Below are 24,483 nucleotides of genomic sequence, written 5' to 3'. Positions count from 1 at the left end.
GATAGAAGCCGCAGCAAGCACAGACGAATCGAGGCGCAATGACCATTTCCCGACGAGGTTTCATCGCAGGCCTGGCAGTGGCGGGCGCTGCCGGCACGGCGGCCTATTACGCGCACAAAGAGCTGACCCACGACCCCGAAGATGATGTCGTCACGCCTGGTGAGGCCAGCGTGGAGCTGGCCGATTACAACGCTCAGGTACTGGCGGATCTGCTGCGCGGGGTCTGGGATATCCGTTTCGAAGGTGCCGATGGCGGCCTTGAGGGGCTGCCCGGGCAGGGCGTCGAGATGTTCCTCGACATCGCCACCAAGGGCCGTGGCCTGCGCGGGTTCGTCGATACCGGTGTTGCCCTGCGCGCAGAAGCGCAGCCGGCCTACCGCGTGCTGGGCGATCTGGTGGGTGCCAGCAGCGGCGAGGTGCGCTGGCGACTGGTGGGCCGCGAAGGTGGCGTTGTCTACGAATGCGTGGCCAGCCTGGACGAGGTGTGGGGCGAATTTGCCAACGCCGGCAGCGGCACCTTGAGCGTGCGGGTGCAGCGGCTGGACCGGCCGCTGACATTGGTGCTGCAGGACAGCCGCCTGGTCGCGGTCAAGCGCCTGTTCCCCGAGGCCCGCGAGCGCCTGCCCTATACACCGGCGATGTTGGCCTGGGTGATCAGTGCCGAGCACCGGTTGTTCCACCAACTGTGGCACGCCACCCGCGACCGCTGGCACAAACTGCCGACGAGCAAGCAGGATGCCCTGCGTGGGCTGGGCTGGCAGCCCGGGCCGCGCGACCTTGAGCGTGATGCCCGCGGGCCGCGCAAGCACCGCAATGGCTCGGGGATCGATTTTCTGTTCATGCACCGGCACATGGTGATGCACGCGCGCACCCTGCAGGATTTGCCGTCCTGGCAGCGTTTCCCGCTGCCGCAAGCTGCGGTGGAAGCTGACCGCGCAGGCTTTGCCCGCTACTACGACAACCACGACGGCTACCGCGTGCCGCCCCCCTGGCAGGCCCCCGGTGACCAGGCCTATGGGCAGTGGGTAGGGGCGATCAAGGCCGGCGAGACTTTCTGCAGCAATTTCCAGGTGTGGGAGTCGCAGTACCAGGACCCGCTGTACCTCTCGAAGCTGTCTTTGGGGGCACTGGGGTCGGAACTTGAGATGAACCTGCACGACTGGCTGCACATGTGCTGGGCAAGCGTGCCGCGCGACCCCATCAGCGGCGCGCCGGTGCCGTTCGCCCGTGATCCGTCGGACTTCGCCGCGCGTTGGTTCGGGCGTGAAAACGACTTTCTCGGCGACCCGTTCTCGTCCCACGTCAACCCGGTGTTCTGGGCCTTCCATGGCTGGATCGACGACCGTATCGATGACTGGTTCCGTGCCCAGGAACGCTACCACCCAGGGCAGGTCACGCGCCTTGAAGTCAACGGCGTGCCCTGGTTCGCCCCGGGGCGCTGGGTGGAGGTGGACGACCCCTGGCTGGGGCCGGACACCCACGGCTGCAGCACGCAGCCGGGCATGCGCCCGGGCAAGTCGGTGGAGATGGACGTGGAGGTGATGAAGCTGGCCTTGCGCATCACCTTTGGCGAGGAGGGCAAGATCGATGGGTTGTTGCGCAAGGTGCCGCAGCGGCCTTGGTATGCGCGGCATTTGTCGATGAAGAATATTGTTTCTTGAGAGGCTGGCGGGGATTTGGTGAGGGCTGCAAGGTGTTCGGCGAAAGCCTTGCAGTGCCTGTGAAACCGAGCGCCGCCCGCGCGGCGCTTCGCGGGTAAACCCGCTCCCACAGTTTATTTCGGGCCAGTCTCTCCTGTGCTGGTACCGGGTCCCCCTTGTTTGTACGACGCGGTTTCAGCGTGGGCATTGCAGCAGCCCCACATGGCTCAAGACATGCACCAAGGCAGGCGCCGGTACTTGCACAGGCATAACTGGCCCGAAACAAACTGTGGGAGCGGGTTTACCCGCGAAGCGCCGCGCGGGCGGCGCTCGATCTCATAGGCGCCGAAAGGCTCTAGGCGAACCCCTGTCAGCCCTGACCCACCCTCGAAAGGGACATCCCCTACATCCCCCGCGCCTCCCACCCCCCACCCAACGCCTTGTACAACGCCACGCTGCCCTGCAACCGGGCCAGGCGCAGTTGCGCCTGTTCATCCTCGGCCAGGTACAGCGTGCGCTGGGTTTCCAGCACACTGAGCAGGGTCTCGGCGCCGGCGCGGTAGCGCTGCTGGGCAAGGTCGAAGGCGATGCGTGCCTGGGCCACTTCCTCATCCTGCCACTGGCGCTGGCGCTCCACGCCGTCGATGGCGTTCAGGGCCTTTTCCACATCACCGAAACCATTGACGATGCTGGCCCGGTAATCCTCCAGTAGCTCCTGCTGCTCGGCCGTGGCCAGGTCGCGTTCGGCGCGCAGGCGGCCGTTGTTGAATATCGGCGCGGTCAGGCCTGCGGTGAGGGTGTAGTAGGGGCTGTCGAGCACATTGGCGAAGGTCCGCGACCCGCTGCCAAGGTTCGCGCCCAATACCAGGCGCGGCAAAAGCGCGGCGCGGGCCACCTGAACGTTGGCACTGGCCGCCGCCAGGCGCGCCTCGGCGGCTGCGATGTCCGGGCGCCGGCCCAGCAGCTCGCTGGGCACGCCGCTGCCGATGCCCGGCCAGCGCAAAGCGTGGATGTTCTGGGTGCTGGCTGGCAGCTGTTGCACAGGGTCGCCCAGCAGGGTGGCCAGGGTGACGCGGTTGTCCTGGCGGCGCTGCTCCAGCAACGGCAGCTGGCGTTGCTGGGCGGCCACCAGGCTGCGCTGCTGGGCCAGCTCCAGGCGGGTCGCCGAGCCCGAGCGTTCGCGGGCTTCGACCACGCCGAGCACGTCGCGGGCGTTTTCCAGGTTGAGGCAAGCGATACGCAGCTGTTCGTCCAGGGCCAGGCCCTGCAGGTAGCTGTCGGCCACTGCGCCGAGCAGGGTCAGCTCGACGGTCTGGCGGTCGAAACGGCTGGCGTCGAGGCTGCGCAGGGCACTGTCGCGGGCCGCGCGCAGGCCGCCCCAGAAGTCGATCTCGTAGCTGGCGCTGAGCTGCAGGCCGAACGAGGTGCTGGTGCGTTCGCTGCTGCTGGCGTCGAGCTGGTCGTTGCCTTCGCCGCGCAGCAGGTGCTGGCGGCTGCCGTCCAGGCCCAGTTGCAGTTCGGGCAGCAATGGGGCGCCGGCGATGATCGCGCTGGCCTGGGCCTGGCGCACGCGCGCGGCGGCGGCGGCCAGGTCGTGGCTGTTGTGCCGCGCGCGTTCGATCAACTGGTTCAGTTCAGGGCTGGCGAACGCTTGCCACCACTGTGCATCTGGCTGTGCTTGCGCGGCCTGGGCAGGCCCTTGCCAGGCGGCAGGCGGGGTGATTGCGCTGGCCGGCGGCGGTGGTGTGCTGCAGGCGGCCAGGCACAGGCTCAGGGTCAACAGGCTGATACGGCTGGGGATTGGCATGGACTATTCGCTGGTAAGGGCTTTGACCGGGTCGAGACGGGCGGCCTTGCGTGCCGGCATGAAGCCGAACAGCACGCCGGTGATGACCGCGCAGGCGAAGGCGCCGACGATGGCGGGCAGGGCGAAGGCCACGGCGATGCCGGCCAGCAGCAGGCCGGCGCCAATCGCCAGGGCCAGCACGATGCCGGTGACGCCGCCGACCATCGACAGCATCACCGCCTCGGTGAGGAACTGGCGCAGGATGTCGCGCTGGCGGGCACCGGTGGCCATGCGGATGCCGATTTCGCGGGTGCGTTCGCGCACGGTCATGAGCATGATGTTCATCACCCCGATGCCGCCCACCAACAGCGAGATCGCGGCAATCGCCCCAAGCATCAGCGACAGGCTGTTCTGGGTACGCGCCTCGGCCTGGATCAGCGCGGCGTCGTTGGTCAGCTCGAAGTCGTGCTTGCCCTGGTGGCGCTGGCGCAGCAAGCGGTCGATGGCTTGTTCGGTTTCGCCCACGCGGCTGGAGTCCTGTGCGGCGATGGCGATGTATTCGGGGTCGCGGCTGCCGAACAGGCGGATGGCCGCAGCGGAGTAGGGCACGGCGATGCGCTCGTCGGCGTTTTCGCTGCCGGAGCTTGCGCCCTTGCCGAGCAGGATGCCGATCACCTGGAACGGCACGTTGCCGATCAGCAGGTACTGGCCGATCGGGTTGCTGCCTTCGCCGAACATCTTGTCGCGAACCTTCTGCCCGATCACTGCCACTGCCGCGCCGCTGGCCTCATCCGCTTCGGTATAGAAGCTGCCTTCGACCACCGGCCAGTTGAAGATCTCGGGGAACCAGGTGTTGTTGCCGCCCACATAGAACTGCTGGCTGTTGTTGCCCTGGCGCACCATCAGCTTGTCGCCGATCACCGGCATGGCGTGCATGACCTGCGGCAGCTCGCCGATGGCCGCAACGTCATCGAGTGTGACGATACCGGCGGGCTCGCGCTCGGTGGCGTGCTTGCCGTTGAGGTAAAGAATGTTGGAGCCGAAGGCGGCCATCTGCGCCATGACCTGGCGCTTGCTGCCTTCGCCCACCGCCAGCATGACCACCACCGAGGCCACGCCGATGACGATGCCAAGCAGCGTCAGTGCGGTGCGAAAGCGGTTGATCCACATCACCCGCCAGGCCGCCTGCAGGGCGTCGACCAGCTCGCCCTTCCAGGCGCCCTTGAGCGTGGCGCCGCGGTCCAGGCGCTGGCGCAAATCATCTGCCTGCAACTGCTCGCGTGGGGCTTGGGCGGGTTGTTCGGCGGCCGAGTCGCTGACCATCTGCCCGTCACGGATCTCGATCACCCGCTGCGCGCGGGCAGCCACCTCGCGGTCGTGGGTGATGAGGATGATCACATGCCCTTGACTGGCCAGTTCGTCGAGCAGCGCCATCACCTCGGTGCCGCTGTGGCTGTCCAGGGCGCCGGTGGGTTCGTCGGCGAGGATGATATGGCCGCCGTTCATCAGGGCGCGGGCGATCGACACGCGCTGTTGCTGGCCGCCAGACAACTGGTGCGGGCGGTTGCCGGTGCGGCTGGCCAGGCCCAGGCGCTCGAGCAGGGCGCGGGCGCGGGCGTGGCGTTCGGCGGGGGGGATGCCGGCGTAGATGGCCGGCATCTCGACGTTTTCCTGGGCGGAGCCCGAGGGGATCAGGTGGTAGCCCTGGAACACAAAGCCGAAGGCCTCGCGGCGCAGCCAGGCCAACTCGTCGCTGCCCAGCTCGGCCACATCACGGCCGGCGAAGCGGTAGCTGCCGGAGGTGGGGCGGTCGAGGCAGCCGAGGATGTTCATCAGGGTCGACTTGCCCGAGCCCGAAGCGCCGACGATGGCGACGAACTCGCCGGGGTGGATGCTCAGGCTGATGCCGCGCAGCACCTCGACGATGGGCGAGTCGATGCCGCCGTAGACCTTGCGGATGTCGCACAGCTCGATCAAAGGAGTGCTCATGTCAGCTCCCGCTGGCGGCTGGTGCACCGATCACCAGGCGCTCGCCCTCGCGCAGGCCGTCGAGCACCTGCACGCGCAGGCGGTCGCTCAGGCCAGTACGCACCTGGCGTGCCTCGATCTTGCCATCGCCCTTGAGCACCTGGGCCAGGCGCAGGTGCTCTTCGCCGGTGTCGCCCAGCGCCGCCAGCGGCACGCTGAGCACCTGGCTGGCTTGCCCTGCAACGAAGAACACCTGGGTAGTCATTTCGGCCATCAGCGCGCCGTCGGGGTTGTCGACGTCCAGCAGCACGGTGTACTGCACCACCTTGCTGCCGGTGGTCCCGGCGCTGGCGCTGGCCGGGCTGCCGCCACCCTGGCTGGCTTGGTCCAGCGGTTTGGGCGGTACCGGCAGGATCTGCCGCACGGTGCTGGCCCAGCGGCGCTTGCCGCCGGACAGGGTGGTGAAGTAGGCGCTCATGCCCGGTTTGACCTTGCCGATGTCGGCCTCGGACACCTGGGCCCATACGGTCATCGGCGACAGCCGGGCGATGCGCAAAATCAGTGGCGTCTGCTGCTGGGCGTTGAGGGTCTGGCCTTCACGGGCGTCCACCGCCACAACCGTACCGCTCATGGGCGCATAGATGCGCGTGTAGCCAAGCTCGGCTTCGGCGCTGCGCAGGCTGGCCTGGGCCTCAAGAATCTGCGCCTGGTACATCTGGATGCGCGCCTGGGTCACCTTCAGTTGTGATTCGGCGGTTTGCAGGTCTTCCTGGCGGGTGGCGCCGCTGGCGGCCAGGTCACGCTGGCGCTTGAGCTGCTGCTGGGCAAGCTGATGCTGGGCGCGTTGTTCTGCCAGCTGCGCCTTGAGGTTTTCGATCGAGTAGCGCCCGGCGTCCAGGGCGGCCTGTTGCGTGGAGGGGTCGATCTCCACCAGCAGCTGGCCTTCCTGCACCGGGTCACCGGCCTCCACGTGCAGCTTGCGGATCTGCCCGGAGGCCTGGGCGCCGACATCCACGTAGCGCCGGGGCTGCAGGGTGCCCAGGGCGGTGACGCTGCTTTCGATGTCGCTGCGGGTTACCGGCACGCTGCTGACCGGTGCGCCGCCCAGCGGCAGGGTCTTCCAGGCCAGCAGGCTGCCCAGGCCCAGCAGGCCAAGGGTGGCCATCAGCAGGCGGCGGCGGGTGTCGGGTGTGCGAGTCATGCGGGCTTCCAACCGGGGTTGATCGAGCGAGGCGGTGGGGATTGCACTCGGGGTCCCAGTTAAACGAAAGCGCCGCGTGCCGATTTACCGCGCTGGGTGCTTCCGCTTCATGTTGCTGAGAATCATTATAATTTGTAAGATTGCACCTTGATATCAGCCTACCCGCTGCCCGTGCCTACAGCGCTTGCGCAGGGAGACGCCAGGTGCCGTCGTGGAACATTACTATCGCGAATTGGTGAGTTTTCTCTGTGCCCGCCTGGGTAACCGGCAGGCTGCCGAAGACGTCGCCCATGATGCCTACCTGCGGGTGCTGGAACGTAGCGAGGGTGAGCGCATCGAGCACCCGCGGGCGTTTCTCTACCGCACCGCGCTGAACCTGGTGGTCGATCGCCATCGGCGTCATCAGGTGCGCCAGGCCGAGCCGCTGGAAGTGCTCGACAGCGATGAGCGCTGGCACAGCCCGGCGCCGTCCCAGAGCATGCAACTGGACCAGCGCCTGGCGCTGATGCAGCAGGCGTTGGACGAGCTGGGTGCGGCCTGCCGCGAGTGTTTCCTGCTGCGCAAGCTCGATGGCCTGTCGCACCAGCAGATCGCCGAGCGGCTGGGCATCTCCCGCAGCCTGGTGGAAAAGCACATCGTCAATGCCATGAAGCACTGCCGCCAGCGCATGCGGCAGTGGGAAGGCTGAAAATTTCCCATGCTGGCAACTTGATTTCCCGCAGTTTCACGACAACGCTCTAGAAAGACCGCCCGGGCAGCCAGCCTGCGGCTTGCCGGTGCCGGCGCAGTCCTGGTCATGGAACCCTCACACCTGACTGCCCGGGTTCGGACGATGGCCAACAAATCCCTGCGTATCCTCATTGCTGACGAGCACCCTCTGCAGCGCCTGCAACTGGAACGGCTGCTCAATGGTCTGGGCTACTACCGCATCGCCCCGGTAGAGAGCTTCGACGAGCTGCAGCGCCTGGTGCACAGCGCCCTGCAACCCTTTCACCTGCTGCTGGGCAATATCGAGCTGGCCAGCCACGCCGGCGTCGACCTGGCGCGCTTCTGCCGGGTCAGCTCGCAGATCCAGCATGCCTTGCTGTACCACTCCAAGCAGATACGCGTGCCGACAGTGCCGCCGGGCGAGCGCCAGGCGGTGAGCGTGAGCCTGCCGCGTGCACCCGATAACGACGCGTTGCAGGCGTTCATGGCGATCATCGACATGCCGCTGGTGGTGGGGCAGGTACCGCTGCCCGAGGCGTTTGCCTCAGGTGCGGGGCGTTACCCCCGGCGCATGAACTTCGGCCACACGGTATTCAGCCGTAGCTCCTGAGCGGCTTGCAGGGCTGGCATTTGCTATCCTCTTGGCCTTTTGCCGACCTGCGGAACTGCCATGACTGCCATCGATACCGCCCGCGCGCCCCGTTTCAGCCGCGGCGACCACCGGACCCTGGGCCTCGCGGCGCTGGGTGGCGCCCTGGAGATCTACGACTTCATCATCTTCGTGTTCTTCGCCCTGACCCTGAGCCAGTTGTTCTTCCCGCCGGAAATGCCCGAGTGGCTGCGCCTGCTGCAGAGTTTTGGCATCTTCGTCACCGGTTACCTGGCAAGGCCCCTGGGCGGCATTCTCATGGCGCACTTTGCCGACCACCTGGGGCGCAAGCGGGTGTTCAGCCTGAGCATCCTGATGATGGCGCTGCCCTGCCTGTTGATCGGGGTGATGCCGACCTACGCCGACATCGGTTATGCCGCGCCCTTGATTCTGCTGGCCCTGCGCATTCTGCAGGGGGCGGCAGTGGGGGGCGAGGTGCCAAGTGCCTGGACCTTCGTCGCCGAGCACGCGCCTGTGGGGCGGCGCGGTTACGCCCTGGGCTTCCTGCAGGCCGGGCTGACCTTCGGCTACCTGCTGGGCGCGCTTACCGCCACGGCGCTGGCGCAGCTGTACAGCCCGCAGGAGATCCTCGACTACGCCTGGCGCTACCCGTTCCTGCTGGGTGGGGTGTTTGGCGTGATTGGTGTGTGGCTGCGCCGCTGGTTGAGCGAGACGCCGGTGTTCCTGGCCCTGCGCGAGCGCCAGGAACAGCCGGTGAGCTTCCCGTTGCGCAGCGTGCTGAGCGAGCACCGTCGGGCGTTGATCCCGGCGGCTCTGCTGACCTGCGTGCTCACCTCAGCGGTGGTGGTGCTGGTGGTGATCACCCCCACGGTGATGCAGCAGCGCTTCGGCATGAGCGCCGGGCACACCTTCGCCCTGAGCAGCGTGGGGATTGTCTTCTTGAATATCGGCTGTGTGCTGGCCGGGCTGCTGGTGGACCGTATCGGCGCGTGGCGCGCGCTGATGCTCTACAGCCTGTTGCTGCCGCTGGGCATCGGCGCGCTGTATGCCAGCCTGGTGGGGCAGTGGGGGGCGACCTGGCTGGCCTACGCACTGGCCGGGCTGTCGTGCGGGGTGGTGGGGGTGGTGCCGTCGGTGATGGTCGGGTTGTTCCCGGCGCAGATCCGCGTGTCGGGCATCTCGTTCACCTACAACGTGGCTTATGCGCTGTGGGCCAGCACCACGCCGCTTGCGCTGATCGCGCTGATGCCGTGGAGCCCGTGGGTGTGTGTCGGCTTTTGTCTGATCATGGGCACGGTGGGGCTGCTGACGGCGCTGTACTTCGGGCGCCGCGAGCCGCTGGCCTTTGCCGCAGAGCCGGCGCCGATCATGTGTGGTGACAAATGAAGGGCTAGTGCCAGGCACTGAGTGGGGCAGACTTCCGGGCGAGGTAATTGGAAATTCCTATTGGCCTAAAATAACCTGGAAGGTTAATTTCTCATGGAAAAGAGAATGCCCCATTGTCCACTCGCAAGGGTGCACTCATTGCTGGCTGACGGCTTGGTGAGAATCACCGGTGTGGCGGCAAAAGGTGCAGCTGATCTGCAGCTTAGCGAGCAGCAATTGCTGGCGACGGTGTCACAGCTTAGTGGCGGTGACTTTTACAAAAGCATGACCAGCCATGCCGATCACCGGATCTGGCATGACGTCTACCGTCCGGTCACTCCGGCGGGTAGGGTTTATCTCAAGCTCGTGGTGATCAATGACGTGCTCATCGTGTCGTTCAAGGAGCTGTAAACCATGAAGTGTCCAATCTGTGGAGCTGCGGAGCTGGTTCGCGAGGTGCGAGACATGCCCTATAGCTACAAAGGTGAGTCAATGGTCATTGCGCAAGTCGATGCCGAATACTGCCCGGCTTGCGATGAAGCAATCATGACCATACCGGTCGCAGGGCGAGTGAACGCCGAGATGCGGGCGTTCAATCAACAGGTCAATGCTGCTGCTGTCGACCCAGGCTTCATCGCCACCATCCGCCGCAAGTTCGACCTCGACCAGCGCGAAGCCGGCGAGATCTTCGGCGGTGGCGTCAACGCCTTCTCCCGCTACGAAAACGGCAAGACCCGCCCACCGGTGGCGTTGATCAAGCTGTTCAAGCTGCTCGACCGCCACCCCGAGCTGTTCGAGGAAGTACGCTCTGCGTGACAGAGCGTAGGGCCTAGGCCATGTCGCCTCCTGAGGGCATGGCTTCCTCATTATCCCTGATGGTCCATAACCATAACCTCACCTGGCAGGCAGAGTCCTTCTACTCAACCACCAGGATCAAGGTATGAACCACTTTGACATTGTTTGGCTTGCACAAGCTGATCTCCCCGATATTCCGCCGCAAGCGCTGCTCTCCCACCCTGAACAGAAAAACCACGTGAAGGGGGCCGTACCCGCCATCAAGTGGAGTGGTGGCATGGCTTTGGTCCTGGACTCCAGGCTGCATCATGACCAGGCGTGGGTTGTCGTTTACCGGGCCGGCAAAACCGTCGCTGGTTTGCAGGTGTTGCACGATTTTCGCCATGTGCATGACATCAAGGAGGCCGCCAATGGCCATTCCATGCTGCTGACGGATGCAACTGGTCGTCAGCACACCCTCGAACTTTCCTGGCTGAGCATGGTGTCCGGGAGCGGTGGCGCATGGGACAACCTCCTGCCAAGTGGCACCTCGTTCATGCTGACAAATGGCCACGACTTTCTCATGGCAGACAGGGACGGAGTGGGCATGGCAGTGCATGTGGAGCCCGCAGCGATGCAATGGCAATTGCGCAATGGCTGCCTTTACAACGATTCGACAGGGCAAGCGCTGGGCCTGGGCATTTGCCAGAAGAAAGTCGTTGGCGCGGATGATCATTGGCAATTGTTGCCCAGCGGGGAGCTCGTCTATGGGGACGGGGGGCACATCTTGTGCAGCGACCCGGTCAGTTCGCAGGTATGGCTGCAGGCGCGCGACCGCTCTGTTGCGCACAATGCCTGGCACGTGCAGATGCCTGGCCTGCCTACCCCCTCAGAAGTGCCAGAGAAGCAGGTGAACACCCTCAGCCTTCACCTCAGGGTCTGTGATGATTTCAGGGCCGGCAGCGGGGACTCGATAAGCTTTTCAATCAATGAAGGCAAGGTGACGCAAGTACTGGCCAGCAATTTCGAGCGCGGCAGCTATTTTGAGGTCGACGTTGACTTGAAGGGGACGGTTGGCAGCACGCCGTTGTTCATCGATGAGCTGAAGTCGGTTGAGCTCTATCAAAAGAGCAACGGCGGTTATGGACCGGCGTGGAAGATGCAATCGCTGGACTTGGTGGTCAACCGCGCCTGGACCAACAGGGTGGTGGGTAGCGATAACGTCTGGGTTGAGGAAAAAAAGGATGCGGCCTCGTGGCGCGGGTGTGTCAACTGGCTGGACTGGCGGGTGCCAGGCTTGCAGTCGCCGCTTGATTTTGCCGGTTACACCTACCCTGTCCGATTCTTGCCGTGGCTGGCGGATTTTTTCAAATGGCGCAGCTACCAACCTGACAAGCTTGATGGCGTATGCCAATTGATCGGGGAAGACAAAGGACAGATCCTCGCCTATGAGCTGAAAACCAACCGCCTGATTCATCTTCCGCCCAATGGGCCCGGGGATTCGTACACATGGGTCTACACCCCGCAAAAAAGCATCTTGATCAAGGCCTGGGACCAGGCGCTGGGCCGAATAAACTACATCAGGCACAGCCAGTTGGCCGGGGGCAAACCGGTCGTATGCGCGGGTGAGTTGAAGATCGGGCGAATGACCCTGAGCAATCCTGTCACTGACATCATTGGCTTGCTCAATGATGCGTCCGGGCATTACAAGCCCGACGGCGGGCAGTGCCTGGTGCATGTGCGTGAGCGGCTGGAGGAACTGGGGCTGGATACCTCAGAGACCAGAATTGCGTACCGTGAGCACGGTTAGGTATGCAGGGTGGGATGCCCCTGGGCCTTGCGGCCAAGGGGCATTTTCAGCGCCTTGTGCGGGGCCTTACATGTTCGGGTAAGTCGGCCCGCCGGCGCCTTCAGGGGTAACCCAGGTGATGTTCTGGGCCGGGTCCTTGATGTCGCAGGTCTTGCAGTGCACGCAGTTCTGCGCGTTGATCTGGAAGCGCTTGCTGCCGTCTTCCTGCGCCACCACCTCGTACACGCCGGCCGGGCAGTAGCGCTGCGCCGGTTCGTCGTACAGCGGCAGGTTGCTGGCGATCGGGATGTTCGGGTCGGTCAGCTTCAGGTGGCAGGGTTGTTCCTCTTCATGGTTGGTGCTGGAGAGGAATACCGAGCTGAGCTTGTCGAAGCTGAGCTTGCCGTCGGGTTTCGGGTAGTCGATCTTCTTCGAGTCGGCCGCAAGCTTGAGGCAGGCGTAGTCCGGCTTGGTATCGTGCAGGGTGAACGGCAGCTTACCGGCGAACCAGTTCTGGTCGACGTAGTTGAACGCTGCGCCCAGCAACGGGCCGAACTTGTGCATCGCCGGGCCGAAGTTACGGCTGGCGAACAGCTCTTCATGCAGCCAGCTGGCCTTGAACGCGGTGACATAGCCATTGAGCAGGTCGCCACCCTCGCTGCCGGCGATCAGCGCGTCGGCCACCGCTTCGGCGGCGAGCATGCCGGACTTCATCGCGGTGTGGCTGCCCTTGATCTTGGCCACGTTCATGGTGCCCAGGTCGCAACCGATCAGGGCGCCGCCATTGAACACCATCTTCGGCAGCGAGTTGATGCCACCCTTGGCCAGGGCGCGGGCGCCGTAGCTGATGCGCTTGCCGCCTTCGAGGTACTGGCTGATCACCGGGTGGTGCTTGAGGCGCTGGAACTCGTCGAAAGGTGACAGGTAGGGGTTGGCGTATGACAGGTCGACGATCAGGCCGACCACCACCTGGTTGTTTTCCAGGTGGTAGAGGAACGAGCCACCGGTGTTGTCCTTGGCCATCACGTCCAGCGGCCAGCCGGCGGTGTGCACCACCAGGCCCTGCTCGTGCTTGGCCGGGTCGATTTCCCAGATTTCCTTGAGGCCGATGCCGTAGTGCTGCACGTCGGACTCGTTGTCCAGGTCGAAGCGCTTGATCAGCTGCTTGCCGATATGGCCGCGGCAGCCTTCGGCGAACAGGGTGTACTTGGCGCGCAGCTCCATGCCCGGGGTGTACAGGCCGTCCTTCGGGTTGCCTTCGCGGTCGACGCCGAGGTCGCCGGTGATGATGCCGCGCACCACGCCTTGCTCGTCGAACAGCGCTTCCTGGGCGGCGAAGCCCGGGTAGATTTCCACGCCCAGGTTCTCGGCCTGCTGGGCCAGCCAGCGGCACAGGTTGCCCAGGGAGATGATGTAGTTGCCCTGGTTGTGCATGGTCTTGGGCACGAACAGGTCAGGCACCTTGGTGGCGCTGCCGGCATCCTTGAGCACGTAGATGTCGTCGCGCTTCACTTCGGTGTTCAGCGGCGCGCCGAGCTCTTTCCAGTCGGGGAACAGCTCGTTCAGGGCGCGGGGCTCGAACACGGCGCCGGAGAGAATGTGGGCACCGACCTCGGAGCCTTTCTCGACCACGCAGACGCTGATCTCGCTACCGGCTTCGGCGGCCTTCTGCTTCAGGCGGCAGGCGGCCGACAGGCCCGCCGGGCCTGCGCCGACGATGACCACGTCGAATTCCATGTATTCGCGTTCCACTGGTTCTCTCCTACTCATCAAGGCTCGTGCTGTTGCTTTGTCTTTTTAGGGTGCGGGGACGGTCATGCGCGGCTGGCTGGGCTGTAGCAGCGGGAATGACGGACTACACCGTTTTGTCTTGGCCGCGCATTATATCTACACCACTTGGCGGGTCCAATACAAACGTTTGTTTGAATTTGCCGGAGCCCAGTAAAATCACAGGAGCGCGGCTGGAGGCTGGCCAATTTGCCGTATTGACCCGATTGGGTGTTACGGTCAAGATACGAGCGCTTTTACGCTCGCCGTAGGCTGTCCGTCGGGCGCAGGTGCACCCCTAAAGACCAGGCGTGGAGCAGGGTTTACGGGCCGAATCAGGTTTTGTAGTGGAGTCTACACGCCATGACAGAAAATGACCCGCGGGTTTTGCCCATGGGGTCTGAACAAGACTGATCGGTCATGTGACGGTTTTACTTAAATCTCCCTGCTGCGCTACGTTTTCAGAGGTGCCCTTGTACCCACGCGCATTCGCCGGGCAGTCCCCAGGCGATCTTCTTTTCACCGGAGAGTAACGAGGAATCCATGAAGGTTCTTGTAGCTGTCAAACGAGTGGTCGACTACAACGTCAAGGTTCGCGTCAAGGCGGACAACTCCGGCGTCGACCTTGCAAACGTCAAGATGTCCATGAACCCCTTCTGCGAAATCGCCGTGGAAGAGGCCGTCCGCCTGAAAGAAAAAGGCGTTGCCACCGAGATCGTCGTGGTCTCTGTCGGCCCGACCACCGCCCAGGAGCAGCTGCGTACCGCCCTGGCCCTGGGTGCCGACCGCGCCATCCTGGTCGAAGCCGCTGATGAGCTGAACTCCCTGGCCGTGGCCAAGGCGTTGAAAGCCGTTGTCGACAAGGAGCAGCCACAGCTGGTCATCCTCGGCAAGCAGGCCATCGACAGCGACAACAACCAGACCGGCCAGATGCTGGCCGCGCTGACCGGCTTCGCCCAGGGCACCTTCGCCTCCAAGGTTGAAGTGGCAGGCGACAAGCTCAACGTCACCCGCGAAATCGACGGCGGCCTGCAGACCGTTGCGCTGAACCTGCCGGCCATCGTCACCACCGACCTGCGCCTGAACGAGCCGCGCTACGCGTCGCTGCCGAACATCATGAAGGCCAAGAAGAAGCCGCTGGAAACCGTCACGCCAGATGCGCTGGGCGTAACGCTGGCCTCCACCAACAAGACCATCAAGGTTGAAGCCCCGGCTGCCCGCAGCGCTGGCATCAAGGTCAAATCGGTGGCCGAACTGGTCGAGAAGCTGAAGAACGAAGCGAAGGTAATCTAAATGACTATCCTGGTTGTCGCTGAACACGAAAACGGTGCCGTAGCCCCGGCCACCCTGAACACTGTCGCCGCTGCCGCCAAGATCGGTGGTGATGTGCACGTGCTGGTCGCAGGTGCAAATGTCGGTGGTGTGGCCGAAGCTGCCGCCAAGATTGCCGGTGTTGCCAAGGTGCTGGTCGCTGATAACGCCGCCTACGCCCACGCCCTGCCGGAAAACGTCGCGCCGCTGATCGTCGAGCTGGCTGCTGGTTACAGCCACGTGCTGGCCCCGGCCACCACCAACGGCAAGAACATCCTGCCGCGCGTTGCCGCGCTGCTGGACGTCGACCAGATCTCCGAGATCGTCTCGGTCGAAGCCGCCGACACCTTCAAGCGCCCGATCTACGCCGGTAACGCCATTGCCACCGTGCAATCGAGCGCCTCGGTCAAGGTCATCACCGTGCGTACCACCGGCTTCGACGCCGTGGCCGCCGAAGGTGGCTCGGCTGCCGTCGAAGCTGTCGCTGCTGCGCACAATGCCGGCATCTCGGCCTTTGTCGGCGAAGAGCTGGCCAAGTCCGACCGCCCAGAGCTGACCGCTGCCAAGATCGTCGTTTCCGGCGGCCGTGGCATGGGCAACGGTGACAACTTCAAGCACCTGTACAGCCTGGCCGACAAGCTCGGCGCCGCCGTCGGTGCCTCGCGCGCCGCGGTTGACGCAGGCTTCGTGCCCAACGACATGCAGGTCGGCCAGACCGGCAAGATCGTTGCGCCGCAGCTGTACATCGCCGTCGGTATTTCCGGCGCGATCCAGCACCTGGCCGGCATGAAGGACTCGAAAGTGATCGTTGCGATCAACAAGGACGAGGAGGCGCCGATCTTCCAGGTGGCTGACTACGGCCTGGTCGCCGACCTGTTCGAAGCAGTGCCAGAGCTGGAAAAGCTGGTCTGATCCGCCTGCTTCACCTATAAAGAAGCCCGGCCCCTGTCATGGGGGCCGGGCTTTTTTTATGAAAGACGAGGAGTGCGGGGCATGGCGTTTGGTTCGAGTTCAAGGGTGCTGGCCTGTGCACTGGCGCTGTTGTCGGCCCCGGTGTGGGCGGTGGGCAAGTGCGAGCGCCTGGTGGTCACCGGCAGCCCGGATGCGCCGCCGTATTCCTGGCAGGACCCGCAGGACCCTAACCACCTGATCGGCGCGAATGTCGACCTGCTGCGCCAGGTGGCGGGCGAGCTGGGCTTGAAGGTGGAGGTGCTGCATGCCGGCAAGCGCGAGCAGGCACTGGAAGAGGTGCGCAGCGGGCGCATGGACCTGCTGCTCGACACGCCGATGCAGGTTACCCAGCTGACCGCGCTGGACTACATTCACCCGCCGTTGCAGCTCAACGAGTACCTGGTGTGGACCCGCCACGATGCGGTGCTGGAGTTCAACGGCCCGGCGGACCTGGCCCGCTACAAGGGCAGCGTGTCACAGAAGGCGCGCCTGACCCCGGCGTTCGAGGCGTTCGCCAAGGCCCAGCTCAAGCTGGACCCTTCGCAAAACCTGACCCAGGCGTTCCAGAAGCTGGTGCTCGGGCAGGTGGACTATGTGCTGGCCGGGCGCTACTCGGGCATGGCCCTGGCGCAGAGCCTGGGGGTGGGCGACAGCCTGATCGCCCGCGGCCTGCCGGTGGACCGGCCGGGGCTGTACCTGGCGCTGTCGCACAACTCGGCGTGCAACGACAGCTGGCTGCGCGGGCAGTTGGCCAAGAAGCTCACCGAGCTGCCGATATCCGGGGCTTCGGAGGCGGTGCTGCAGCGTAACGTGGAGCGCTGGAAGGCGCAGATGCAGCCTGCGGTGCAGTAACCGGCTGTTCTGTGGGAGTAACGCCTGTACCGGCCTCATCGCCGGCAAGCCGGCTCCTACAGGTGACCGCATTCCTCTGTAGGAGCCGGCTTGCCGGCGATGAGGCCATTACAGGCAGCCTATGCCTTGATGCTCACTCCGCCCCCGCCCGCCACTCGCGCACGCTGAGGTTGGCCTTGGCCCCGATGCTCAAAAATGGCTGCGGCGGCAGGTTTTTGGGCGCCTCGTAACCCCGGAAGATCTCCACCATCGGCGAGTTCACCCCCATGGCCGCTTCCGCCGCGGCAATCCCCGCCGCCGTCGACTTCGACGCCCCCAGCCCGTTACAGGCGCACGCGGCAAACAACCCCGGCTTGATTTCACCGAACGCCGGCACGCTGTTCAGCGTCAAGGCCATCGGCCCGCCCCAGCGGTACTGCATCTTCACGTTCAACAGGCCCGGGAAGCGCGCGGCGAACTTGATGTCGTGGATGCGCCCGGCGCTGCGTACGTGGCCCTCGTTGATCTCAAGCCCGGCGTGGTAGCTGTAGCGCGAGCGGATCAGCAGGCGGTCGCCGTCCGCACCGCTCACACGCCGCACTGTGGTACCCATGGGCAGGGCAGGGGTGGCCGCCCAGTCGCGCTGCCCCGCCAGGCGCTTGGGGTCGAACGGCTCGCTCATCGAGGCGTAGGTGAACACATGCAGCAACTGCCCGCGGAACAGCCCGAAGCTTTGCGCATGGCCGTTGTTGGCGAGGATGATGCGCCCGGCCTGCACCGTGCCCTTGGCGGTCTTCAACAGCCAGCCGCCGGCTTTGTTGTCGAACGATTGCACCGCGCTGTTCTCGTAAAGCGTGACCGGCGCCTGGAAGCTGTCGGCCACCGCGCGGATGTACGCCGCCGGCTGCACCATGACCGTGCCCGGCATATACAGGCCCGAGGTGTACAGGGCGCTGCCGGTCACCGCCTGGATGCCCTTGGCGTCGAGGATCTCGTGCGCCTCGCCTAACCCCTGCAACTGCCTGGCGTAGGTGCTGATATGGGCGTCGCCCTTGTGACTGATGGCCACGCTGTAGCGCCCGCAAGGGTCGATGATCTCGCGGCCCCAGCCATACTGCTTGGCCATGTCGGTGGCCAGGGCGATGGCCGTGCGGTACAGGGTGATGTCACGCCGGGCGCGTTCGTTGGAGGTGTCGCCGAAGTCCTCCGAGCTGACCTCGTGGGGCAGGTCGATGATGAACCCCGAGTTGCGCCCGGTGGCGCCTTCGCCCACCACCCCGGCTTCGAGGATGGCGATGCGCAGGGTCGGGTCGAGCTGGCTCAGCCTGCGCGCTGCCGACAGCCCGGCAAAGCCGGCACCGATGATCGCCACGTCGGCGTTGATGTTGCCATTGAGCGCGGGGCGCGGCTGGCGTGCCGGCAGCAGGCCGACCCAGCCCGACAGGCTGTCGTTACGCGGGAATTTTCTGGCCTTGTACATGGTTGTGCTCCAAAGGTTCAGGCCAGGCTCGCTTCGCGGGCCAGCAGCGGGGCCAGCGCGGCCTCGAGGGTGGCGGCTTTGTCGGCGCCAAGGCGCGCCAGCGGGCGGCGCGGGTTGCCGGCGCCGTAACCGGCCAGCTCGGCACCGGCATACACCGACTGCACGTAGTCGCCCTGCCAGATCAGCGACATTGCCGGCTCGATATCGCGCCACAGTTCGCGGGCGCGGTCCCATTGCTTGTCGAGCGCGGCGTTGACGAACGCCACGCAACTGCGCGGGGCCATGTTGGCGCCGCCCCAGATCAGCCCGGCGGCGCCGGCATACAGGGCGTAGGGCACCAGCGGGTCGGCGCCGTTCATGGTCGGCAGGCCGGTGCGAATCAGCGAGGCTTGGGCGGCCAGGTCGCCGCTGCTGTCCTTGACCGAGACGAAGTTGGGGATCTGGCTGAGCTGTTCGAACAGTGCCGGGGTCACTTCCACACCCACGGCCTGCGGCACGTTGTAGCCGATGACCGGCAGGCCGGCACTGGCAACCGTGGTGTAGAAGTCGATGATGCCCGCATCGTCGGTCGGGCCCTCGAAGAACGGCGGCAGCACCATCACCCCATCGGCGCCGCAGTCGGCGGCGTGGCGGGTGCGCTCGACCACTTCATCGGCCAGCAGCGCGGAGGTCTGGGCGATGACCCGGGCACGGCCGGCGATCACCTTGGCGCCGAAGGCCACCAGTTGCTTCGACTCGTCCTTGCTCAGGTACACGTGCATGCCGGTGCCGGAACTCAGCACGAAGCCCTGTACGCCTGCTGCCAGGTAACGCTCGATCAGCGCCTCGAAACGGGCGAAGTCGATCTTGCCCTGGGCGTCGAACGGGGTGGTAATGGCCAGGTTGATACCGGGGAACTTGAAGTTGGACATCGTGGTTTAACCTCTAATTGTTTTGTATAAGTGTTGTTTTTAAGGTGCAGAAGTCCGCTGGCGCAATGGCCAGTTTTATTCAAACTTCAGCAGGGTCTGGGCGAGGTCAGATAAAAACCTCAGGGCCGGTCAGGGCGCTGAGGTAAAGAGTAGGGAAGGGGCGTGGAGTGTGACAGCAACATTTAAGGTTATGAATTGATGAGCTGAGGTTATCTATCGGCGTTGTCGTCTTCCAGTGTTTCGCCTTCGAACTGCTCTGCCAGCCATTCGCGCAACTTGCAGCAACTGGGGTCGTGGCTGCGGGTTTCGTTGAAACTCAGGTAGTGCAGGGTATTGCGGTGTACCAGGCGCTCTTCTACCGGCCGTACCAGCAGCCCTTGTTCCACCAGTGGGGCGACCAGGTAGTGCCAGCCCAGTGCCACGCCCTGGTGGGCCAGGGTCAGTTGCAGCAGCACGTTGAAGTCGTTGGCGCTGAACAGCAGCGGTGCGTGGCTGGCGCGCTGGGCAAAATCGACCTCCTGGTAGGCGAACCAGACCTTCCAGTCGACGTGCTCGGCCACCTGCGAGCGCCCGTAGGGGCTCAGGTTCAGCAGTGCGCTGTCACGGATGCCCTCGAGCGTTGCAACCTCGGGGTGCTGCGCCAGGTACTGCGGCGTGCACACCGGGTAGATCACGTCGCACATCAGTGGCTGGCTGTGGTAGCCGTCGCCGCCCTTGGCCATCTTGCAGATGATGATGTCCGGGCGCAGGCCGTTCTCCAGGGTCAGGAAGTTCTGCGTGACCACCAGATCCAGGTCGATCTCCGGGTAGGCTTCGAAAAACGCCGGCAGCCGCGGCCCCAGCCAGAAGTTGGCGAACGCCGGCGAGCAGCACAGGGTCACCCGCTGCTTGGGCAGCTCGCTGTTGCGTACGCGCTCGGCAGCCTGGGCGATATTGGTGAACGACAACTGCACCGCATCGAAGAAGATCGCCCCGGCGGCGGTCAGCTCCACCGCGCGCCCGGCGCGGCTGAACAGTTCGGCGCCCAGGTGCTCCTCAAGCTCGCGGATTTGCCGGCTGATGGCCGCCTGGGTCACGCACAGCGCCTCGGCGGCGCGGGTGAAGTTCTGGTAGCGGGCGGCGGCAACGAAGGCCTTCACTGCCCGCAGCGACGGCATCTTGATCAGTGTCTGATCCGGTTCGGTATGTTTGACCATAACAAGAGGTAATCAATAGACCTTATAAAATATCGATTCTGGTGCCGTTGTCGCGGGCCATAGACTGTTGGCCAGGTAACTAGGCGGGCACTTTCGAGACTAGCCGAATTCAAGTGTTCAATGAAACCGCTTTGTTGTCGGCGTAGGCAGTTGATCGGGAGTTATTATAAAAATGAGCCATAACACCGATGTCTCGGAGTTGCTGAGGCAGCACAGGGCGCAACAGGGTTTACGCGTTGCTCTGTTTCAACTGCTCCCTGGCCTGGAGTCTGAGCGTGCGCGTGTTGTCCCATGAGCCGCTCGTTCAAAAGCACCCTCAAGGCCAAGAACCTCACCTACCTTTCCCGGGGCAACCCGCAGCCAGCTGGCGGAGTTAGCCAGCGGGTAGCCCTGGTGCTGCACGATGGCTTTTCGTTGCTGGCGTTCTCGGCTGCCATGGACGCGCTGTGGACCGCCAACCACATCGCCAATACGCAGATCTTCGAGTTCCAGGTGGCCGGGGAGGGCGAGCGGGTGGCCAGCGACGTTGGCATTCACATACCCGTGACGCAGCCCTTGGGCACCCTGCAGATGAGTGCGCTGGACTGCGTGCTGGTGTGCGAGCGCGAAGGGGTGCACCTGACCCGCCACCGTGGGCGGCGGCGCAACAGTCGGGCCTGCACCGCCGGAGTGGCGGACCTGATGCTCGGCCTGCTCGCCGCCAGTTGCGAGCCGCTGCTGCTCAAGGCCGTGCAGGAAATGTTGCTGTGGCGCCGGGGCGGCGAACGCGAGCAGGCCTCGACCCTGACCCCGGTCATCGACCGGGTGCTGCCCACCTGCCTGCAGGCGGCCCTGGAACTGATGCGCACCCATGTGGAAGCGCCGTTGGGCATGGAAACCATCGCCCGGCGCGTCGGGCAATCCCGGCGCCAGCTGGAGCGCGACTTCCGCCGCCATGTCGAGGCTTCGCCGACACGCTACTACCTGGAACTGCGCCTGACCCACGCCCGCCAGTTGCTGCTGCACACCGAAAAGTCGCTGACGGAGGTTTCCCTGGCCAGCGGCTTCGTCAGCTGTGCGCATTTCTACCGGCGTTTTCGCGAGCTGTTCGCCCTGGCGCCGAAGGAATTTCGCCTGCGCGCCAGGCGCGCGGCCAATAGCCTCAACCCTGCCTGACCCATTACAACAACAACGCAAGGATGACCGACCATGACTTCGCCTTACTCCATCGCCCCCGATGCCCGCCGTATCGACCCCGCCCGCCTGCGCGCTGCAAGGTTGAAGGCCGACGGCTCGGTGGATGACAACGACCGGGTCGAGATCGGCCCGACACCGCTGGCCTTCGCCGAGTGGGCCCGGCTGGGGTTGCAGCCCCCGCATTTGCCGAGCATGCGCGCGTACCGCCTGCAACGCCTGGTGCAACAGCTGGTGGCCCGCGACCTGGGCGGCATCCTGCTGTTCGACCCGCTGAACATCCGCTACGCCACCGACACCACCAACATGCAGTTGTGGACCGCGCACAACCCGGCCCGCGCCTGCTTCGTCTCGGCCAGCGGCCACGTGGTGCTGTGGGACTTCCATGGCTGCGGGCACCTGTCGGCGCACCTGCCGCTGGTCAGCGAGCTGCGCAGTGGCGCGTCGTTCTTCTACTTCGAGTCCGGCGCGCGTACCGAGGAGCATGCCGGCAAGTTCTGCGCCCAGGTGGACGAGCTGTTGCGCACCCACGCGGGCAGCAATCGCCGCCTGGCAGTGGACCGCATCGAGGTGGCTGGCCTGCGTGCCCTGGATGCGCTGGGGGTGCAGGTATGCAACGGCCAGGAGGTGACCGAGTTCGCCCGGCTGATCAAGGGCCCGGACGAGATCCTCGCCATGCGCTGCGCGGTGGCCTCGTGCGAGGCGGCCATCGGCGAAATGCGCGAGGTCATGCGCGCCGGCGCCACCGAGAACGACATATGGGCGGCGCTGCATGCGGGCAATATCCGCCGGGGTGGCGAGTGGATCGAAACCCGCATCTTAAGTTCCGGCCCGCGCACCAACCCCTGGTACCAGGAGTCCGGGCCGCGGGTGCTAAGTGACGGTGACCTGTTGTCGTTCGATACCGACCTGATCGGGGTGTACGGCTTTTGCGTGGACATGTCGCGCAGCTGGATCTGCGGTGACCGCGAGCCTACGCCTGAGCAGAAGCGCCTGTACCGCATCGCCCATGAACACATCCACTACAACACTGCGCTGGTGCGCCCGGGCGTTGGCTTCAGCGAACTGACCCGCAGCGGCCACCGCCTGCCCGAAAGCTGCCGCGCCCAGCGCTATGGGGTGATGTTCCATGGGGTCGGGCTGTGCGATGAATACCCGAGCATCCGCTACCCCGAAGACCTTGAGTCCCATGGCTACGAGGGCGAGCTGCAGCCGGGCATGGCGCTGTGCGTCGAGGCTTATGTGGGGGAGGTGGGCGGGCGTGACGGCATCAAACTGGAGAACCAGCTGCTGGTCACCGAAACCGGCTGCGAGGTGCTGACCCACTACCCGTTCGAAGACAGCTTCTTGCACGGCTGATGCCCGTTGCAGGCCAACAAGCGTCCGTTTGCGGCGGTTGTGGCCTGCGCCTTGCGGGCATCATGCATGAACGCAGCAGATGATCTGTTTGATCGATGCTTCGTATAGCGAGCTGCACCGGTGCTGTTCTGACGGAGTTCGGCGCCTGTTATGGCCCCATCGCCGGCAAGCCGGCTCCTACAGGGACCACGTAATATCTGTAGGAGCCGGCTTGCCGGCGATGGGGCCAACACTTCCCCCGCAGCCAGATACGCAAATCCCCGCCAACAAGGTTACTATTGCCGCTTTGCGCGCGAACCCTCTGCCATGAGCGTTCGTGGCTCTCACCCAGTCATCAGGCGTAAGAGGCTCAATCGGCTTGAATACACGTTTCTTAGCAATAGCCCTGGCCATGGCCGGCCTGGCGGGCTGTGCCAACGACCCCGCTCCCCAGGAGCAGATGCGCCTGTCCGAGCAGGCACTGGAGCAGGCCAAGGCGGTCGGCGCCGGTGAACAGGTTCCGGAGTTCAAACTGGCCGAAGACAAGCTGGCCCGCGCCAAGGCCAACATGGCCGGCGAAAGCTACCGCGATGCCCGCATGCGCGCCGAGCAGGCCGAACTCGATGCCCGGCTGGCCGAGGCCCGGGTGCTGACGCAAAAGAGCGAAGAGCAGTTGCAGGTGGTGCAATCGCGCATCAAGCGCCTGCGCAAGCAACTGGAGGTGCAGCCATGAGCCGCCTCAAGCCAATGGCCGCACTGGCCCTGCTGGCCCTGGTCGGGTTGCAGGGGTGTGCCAGCCAGCGCAGCGAATCGGCGCTGGATGACGCCACCGCAGCGTTCCAGAAGGTCAAGGACGATTCCGACGTGCTGCGCAGCGCGCCGCGCGATGTGATTCGCGCCGGCGAGTCGCTGGGCCGGGCCGAGCGCCTGGCCGGGTACATCGGCACCGGCACTGATGTGCGCCACTATGCCTACCTGAGCCAGCGCTACAGCGAGATTGCCGCCGAGCACGCCAAGCTTGCGCTGAACCAGGAGCGCCTGGCCAAGCTCGATCTCGAACGCCAGCGCCTGCAACTGGCCCTGCGCGAGGCCAAGCTGGCCAGCGTGCAGCAGCAGGGCAAGGTGGTCGAGGCGCAAATTGCCGCGCTGGCCTCTGAGCAAAGCGACCGCGGCCTGGTGATGACCCTGGGCGATGTGCTGTTCGACACCAACCAGGCCGAACTGAAGAACTCCGCCAGCCGCACCGTGCTCAAGCTGGTGCAGTTCCTTCAGCTCAACCCGCGGCGCATCGTGCGCATCGAGGGTTATACCGACAGCACCGGCACCCCGGAAGACAACCTGCGTCTGTCTCGCGAGCGCGCCCAGTCGGTGGCTGACATGCTGGTCGACCTGGGGGTGAAGGAGTCGCGTATCGAAGTGCTGGGTTATGGCGACCAGTACCCGGTCGAGGCCAACGCATCGGAGCGTGGCCGGGCACAGAACCGCCGGGTCGAGATCGTCTTCTCGGACGAAAAGGGCAAGCTCTCGCTGGCGCGTTGAGGTAGGCGGGGGCTGGTGATGCGTGGGAGCGGGCTTGCCCCGCGATGGGGTTGGCAGCTCAACCGCTATCGCGGGGCAAGCCCGCTCCCACGTTGGTCATTTGAAGCGCGCTGGTCAGTTGTTCACCGTTTCGCTGTAACGCAAC

At 64.9% G+C, this 24,483-nt stretch carries 21 protein-coding genes; 14 read left to right on the top strand and 7 right to left on the bottom strand.

What is annotated here, in order from left to right:
- Positions 1–38 precede the first annotated feature (38 nt).
- Positions 39–1,661, top strand: a complete 1,623-nt coding sequence (locus ACI2KK_RS09615; protein ID WP_404668755.1) for a twin-arginine translocation signal domain-containing protein — start codon at positions 39–41, stop codon at positions 1,659–1,661.
- Between the two features lie 382 nt (positions 1,662–2,043).
- On the opposite strand, the gene ACI2KK_RS09610 is transcribed toward ACI2KK_RS09615, so the two are convergent.
- From ACI2KK_RS09610 to ACI2KK_RS09600, 3 genes are read right to left on the bottom strand one after another with little or no spacing between them, the layout of a single operon-like run.
- Positions 2,044–3,447: an efflux transporter outer membrane subunit gene (locus ACI2KK_RS09610; protein ID WP_404668754.1), complete on the bottom strand. Its 1,404-nt coding sequence runs from the start codon at positions 3,445–3,447 to the stop codon at positions 2,044–2,046.
- A 3-nt stretch (positions 3,448–3,450) separates the two neighbouring features.
- Positions 3,451–5,415, bottom strand: coding sequence for a MacB family efflux pump subunit (locus ACI2KK_RS09605; protein ID WP_404668753.1), 1,965 nt, complete (start codon positions 5,413–5,415; stop codon positions 3,451–3,453).
- A gap of 1 nt (position 5,416) precedes the next feature.
- On the bottom strand, positions 5,417–6,595 hold the full coding sequence (locus ACI2KK_RS09600) for an efflux RND transporter periplasmic adaptor subunit (protein ID WP_404668752.1): 1,179 nt from the start codon (positions 6,593–6,595) through the stop codon (positions 5,417–5,419).
- A 211-nt stretch (positions 6,596–6,806) separates the two neighbouring features.
- Between ACI2KK_RS09600 and ACI2KK_RS09595 the strand changes: the two genes are divergently transcribed.
- From ACI2KK_RS09595 to ACI2KK_RS09570, 6 genes are all read left to right on the top strand, one after another.
- A complete protein-coding gene (locus ACI2KK_RS09595) occupies positions 6,807–7,283 on the top strand; it encodes a sigma-70 family RNA polymerase sigma factor (RefSeq protein ID WP_404668751.1) in 477 nt (158 codons plus the stop codon).
- Between the two features lie 144 nt (positions 7,284–7,427).
- On the top strand, positions 7,428–7,913 hold the full coding sequence (locus ACI2KK_RS09590; RefSeq protein WP_404668750.1) for a histidine kinase: 486 nt from the start codon (positions 7,428–7,430) through the stop codon (positions 7,911–7,913).
- A gap of 60 nt (positions 7,914–7,973) precedes the next feature.
- Positions 7,974–9,299 (top strand): MFS transporter, encoded by a 1,326-nt coding sequence (locus tag ACI2KK_RS09585; protein ID WP_404668749.1) that lies wholly within the window; start codon positions 7,974–7,976, stop codon positions 9,297–9,299.
- Between the two features lie 93 nt (positions 9,300–9,392).
- Positions 9,393–9,689 carry a type II toxin-antitoxin system MqsR family toxin gene (locus tag ACI2KK_RS09580; RefSeq protein WP_404668748.1) on the top strand — a complete coding sequence of 99 codons (297 nt, stop codon included), beginning with the start codon at positions 9,393–9,395 and terminating at the stop codon, positions 9,687–9,689.
- Between the two features lie 3 nt (positions 9,690–9,692).
- Positions 9,693–10,094 (top strand): type II toxin-antitoxin system MqsA family antitoxin, encoded by a 402-nt coding sequence (locus ACI2KK_RS09575; protein WP_404668747.1) that lies wholly within the window; start codon positions 9,693–9,695, stop codon positions 10,092–10,094.
- Between the two features lie 124 nt (positions 10,095–10,218).
- On the top strand, positions 10,219–11,862 hold the full coding sequence (locus ACI2KK_RS09570) for a hypothetical protein (RefSeq protein ID WP_404668746.1): 1,644 nt from the start codon (positions 10,219–10,221) through the stop codon (positions 11,860–11,862).
- A gap of 66 nt (positions 11,863–11,928) precedes the next feature.
- Here ACI2KK_RS09570 and ACI2KK_RS09565 read toward each other — a convergent pair whose 3' ends face one another.
- Positions 11,929–13,611, bottom strand: coding sequence for an electron transfer flavoprotein-ubiquinone oxidoreductase (locus ACI2KK_RS09565; RefSeq protein WP_404668745.1), 1,683 nt, complete (start codon positions 13,609–13,611; stop codon positions 11,929–11,931).
- Between the two features lie 540 nt (positions 13,612–14,151).
- Here ACI2KK_RS09565 and ACI2KK_RS09560 point away from each other — a divergent pair.
- From ACI2KK_RS09560 to ACI2KK_RS09550, 3 genes are all read left to right on the top strand, one after another.
- Complete coding sequence (locus ACI2KK_RS09560; RefSeq protein ID WP_404668744.1) at positions 14,152–14,901, top strand: electron transfer flavoprotein subunit beta/FixA family protein; 750 nt, start codon at positions 14,152–14,154, stop codon at positions 14,899–14,901.
- A complete protein-coding gene (locus tag ACI2KK_RS09555; RefSeq protein ID WP_404668743.1) occupies positions 14,902–15,831 on the top strand; it encodes an electron transfer flavoprotein subunit alpha/FixB family protein in 930 nt (309 codons plus the stop codon).
- Positions 15,832–15,912: 81 nt separating this feature from the next.
- Complete coding sequence (locus ACI2KK_RS09550; RefSeq protein WP_404668742.1) at positions 15,913–16,722, top strand: substrate-binding periplasmic protein; 810 nt, start codon at positions 15,913–15,915, stop codon at positions 16,720–16,722.
- Positions 16,723–16,855: 133 nt separating this feature from the next.
- On the opposite strand, the gene ACI2KK_RS09545 is transcribed toward ACI2KK_RS09550, so the two are convergent.
- From ACI2KK_RS09545 to ACI2KK_RS09535, 3 genes are all read right to left on the bottom strand, one after another.
- On the bottom strand, positions 16,856–18,181 hold the full coding sequence (locus ACI2KK_RS09545; protein WP_404668741.1) for an NAD(P)/FAD-dependent oxidoreductase: 1,326 nt from the start codon (positions 18,179–18,181) through the stop codon (positions 16,856–16,858).
- A gap of 17 nt (positions 18,182–18,198) precedes the next feature.
- A complete protein-coding gene (locus ACI2KK_RS09540; RefSeq protein ID WP_404668740.1) occupies positions 18,199–19,092 on the bottom strand; it encodes a dihydrodipicolinate synthase family protein in 894 nt (297 codons plus the stop codon).
- Between the two features lie 209 nt (positions 19,093–19,301).
- Positions 19,302–20,288, bottom strand: coding sequence for a LysR substrate-binding domain-containing protein (locus tag ACI2KK_RS09535; protein ID WP_404668739.1), 987 nt, complete (start codon positions 20,286–20,288; stop codon positions 19,302–19,304).
- A 291-nt stretch (positions 20,289–20,579) separates the two neighbouring features.
- On the opposite strand from ACI2KK_RS09535, the gene ACI2KK_RS09530 reads away from it, so the two are divergent.
- From ACI2KK_RS09530 to ACI2KK_RS09515, 4 genes are all read left to right on the top strand, one after another.
- Positions 20,580–21,443, top strand: a complete 864-nt coding sequence (locus ACI2KK_RS09530; protein WP_404668738.1) for a helix-turn-helix domain-containing protein — start codon at positions 20,580–20,582, stop codon at positions 21,441–21,443.
- A gap of 33 nt (positions 21,444–21,476) precedes the next feature.
- On the top strand, positions 21,477–22,820 hold the full coding sequence (dddP, locus tag ACI2KK_RS09525) for a dimethylsulfonioproprionate lyase DddP (protein ID WP_404668737.1): 1,344 nt from the start codon (positions 21,477–21,479) through the stop codon (positions 22,818–22,820).
- A gap of 391 nt (positions 22,821–23,211) precedes the next feature.
- Positions 23,212–23,532, top strand: coding sequence for a DUF4398 domain-containing protein (locus ACI2KK_RS09520; protein WP_369992248.1), 321 nt, complete (start codon positions 23,212–23,214; stop codon positions 23,530–23,532).
- Positions 23,529–24,338 (top strand): OmpA family protein, encoded by an 810-nt coding sequence (locus tag ACI2KK_RS09515; RefSeq protein ID WP_404668736.1) that lies wholly within the window; start codon positions 23,529–23,531, stop codon positions 24,336–24,338. The genes ACI2KK_RS09520 and ACI2KK_RS09515 overlap by 4 nt, the downstream gene beginning before the upstream one ends.
- Positions 24,339–24,483 lie beyond the last annotated feature (145 nt).

Origin of the sequence: Pseudomonas sp. NPDC089406, assembly GCF_044900265.1 — a bacterium.
GTDB lineage: Bacteria > Pseudomonadota > Gammaproteobacteria > Pseudomonadales > Pseudomonadaceae > Aquipseudomonas > Aquipseudomonas fakonensis.
Note: the sequence above shows the minus strand (reverse complement) of the source record. Positions and strands in the feature narration are given on the sequence as shown.

Bases quoted from the DNA above. Each gene is read 5' to 3' on its own strand.
- ACI2KK_RS09615 (WP_404668755.1), top strand. From the start codon at position 39: ATGACCATTTCCCGACGAGGTTTCATCGCAGGCCTGGCAGTGGCGGGC.
- ACI2KK_RS09610 (WP_404668754.1), bottom strand. From the start codon at position 3,447: ATGCCAATCCCCAGCCGTATCAGCCTGTTGACCCTGAGCCTGTGCCTG.
- ACI2KK_RS09605 (WP_404668753.1), bottom strand. From the start codon at position 5,415: ATGAGCACTCCTTTGATCGAGCTGTGCGACATCCGCAAGGTCTACGGC.
- ACI2KK_RS09600 (WP_404668752.1), bottom strand. From the start codon at position 6,595: ATGACTCGCACACCCGACACCCGCCGCCGCCTGCTGATGGCCACCCTT.
- ACI2KK_RS09590 (WP_404668750.1), top strand. From the start codon at position 7,428: ATGGCCAACAAATCCCTGCGTATCCTCATTGCTGACGAGCACCCTCTG.
- ACI2KK_RS09585 (WP_404668749.1), top strand. From the start codon at position 7,974: ATGACTGCCATCGATACCGCCCGCGCGCCCCGTTTCAGCCGCGGCGAC.
- ACI2KK_RS09580 (WP_404668748.1), top strand. From the start codon at position 9,393: ATGGAAAAGAGAATGCCCCATTGTCCACTCGCAAGGGTGCACTCATTG.
- ACI2KK_RS09575 (WP_404668747.1), top strand. From the start codon at position 9,693: ATGAAGTGTCCAATCTGTGGAGCTGCGGAGCTGGTTCGCGAGGTGCGA.
- ACI2KK_RS09570 (WP_404668746.1), top strand. From the start codon at position 10,219: ATGAACCACTTTGACATTGTTTGGCTTGCACAAGCTGATCTCCCCGAT.
- ACI2KK_RS09565 (WP_404668745.1), bottom strand. From the start codon at position 13,611: ATGAGTAGGAGAGAACCAGTGGAACGCGAATACATGGAATTCGACGTG.
- ACI2KK_RS09560 (WP_404668744.1), top strand. From the start codon at position 14,152: ATGAAGGTTCTTGTAGCTGTCAAACGAGTGGTCGACTACAACGTCAAG.
- ACI2KK_RS09555 (WP_404668743.1), top strand. From the start codon at position 14,902: ATGACTATCCTGGTTGTCGCTGAACACGAAAACGGTGCCGTAGCCCCG.
- ACI2KK_RS09550 (WP_404668742.1), top strand. From the start codon at position 15,913: ATGGCGTTTGGTTCGAGTTCAAGGGTGCTGGCCTGTGCACTGGCGCTG.
- ACI2KK_RS09545 (WP_404668741.1), bottom strand. From the start codon at position 18,181: ATGTACAAGGCCAGAAAATTCCCGCGTAACGACAGCCTGTCGGGCTGG.
- ACI2KK_RS09540 (WP_404668740.1), bottom strand. From the start codon at position 19,092: ATGTCCAACTTCAAGTTCCCCGGTATCAACCTGGCCATTACCACCCCG.
- ACI2KK_RS09535 (WP_404668739.1), bottom strand. From the start codon at position 20,288: ATGGTCAAACATACCGAACCGGATCAGACACTGATCAAGATGCCGTCG.
- ACI2KK_RS09530 (WP_404668738.1), top strand. From the start codon at position 20,580: ATGAGCCGCTCGTTCAAAAGCACCCTCAAGGCCAAGAACCTCACCTAC.
- dddP (WP_404668737.1), top strand. From the start codon at position 21,477: ATGACTTCGCCTTACTCCATCGCCCCCGATGCCCGCCGTATCGACCCC.
- ACI2KK_RS09520 (WP_369992248.1), top strand. From the start codon at position 23,212: ATGGCCGGCCTGGCGGGCTGTGCCAACGACCCCGCTCCCCAGGAGCAG.
- ACI2KK_RS09515 (WP_404668736.1), top strand. From the start codon at position 23,529: ATGAGCCGCCTCAAGCCAATGGCCGCACTGGCCCTGCTGGCCCTGGTC.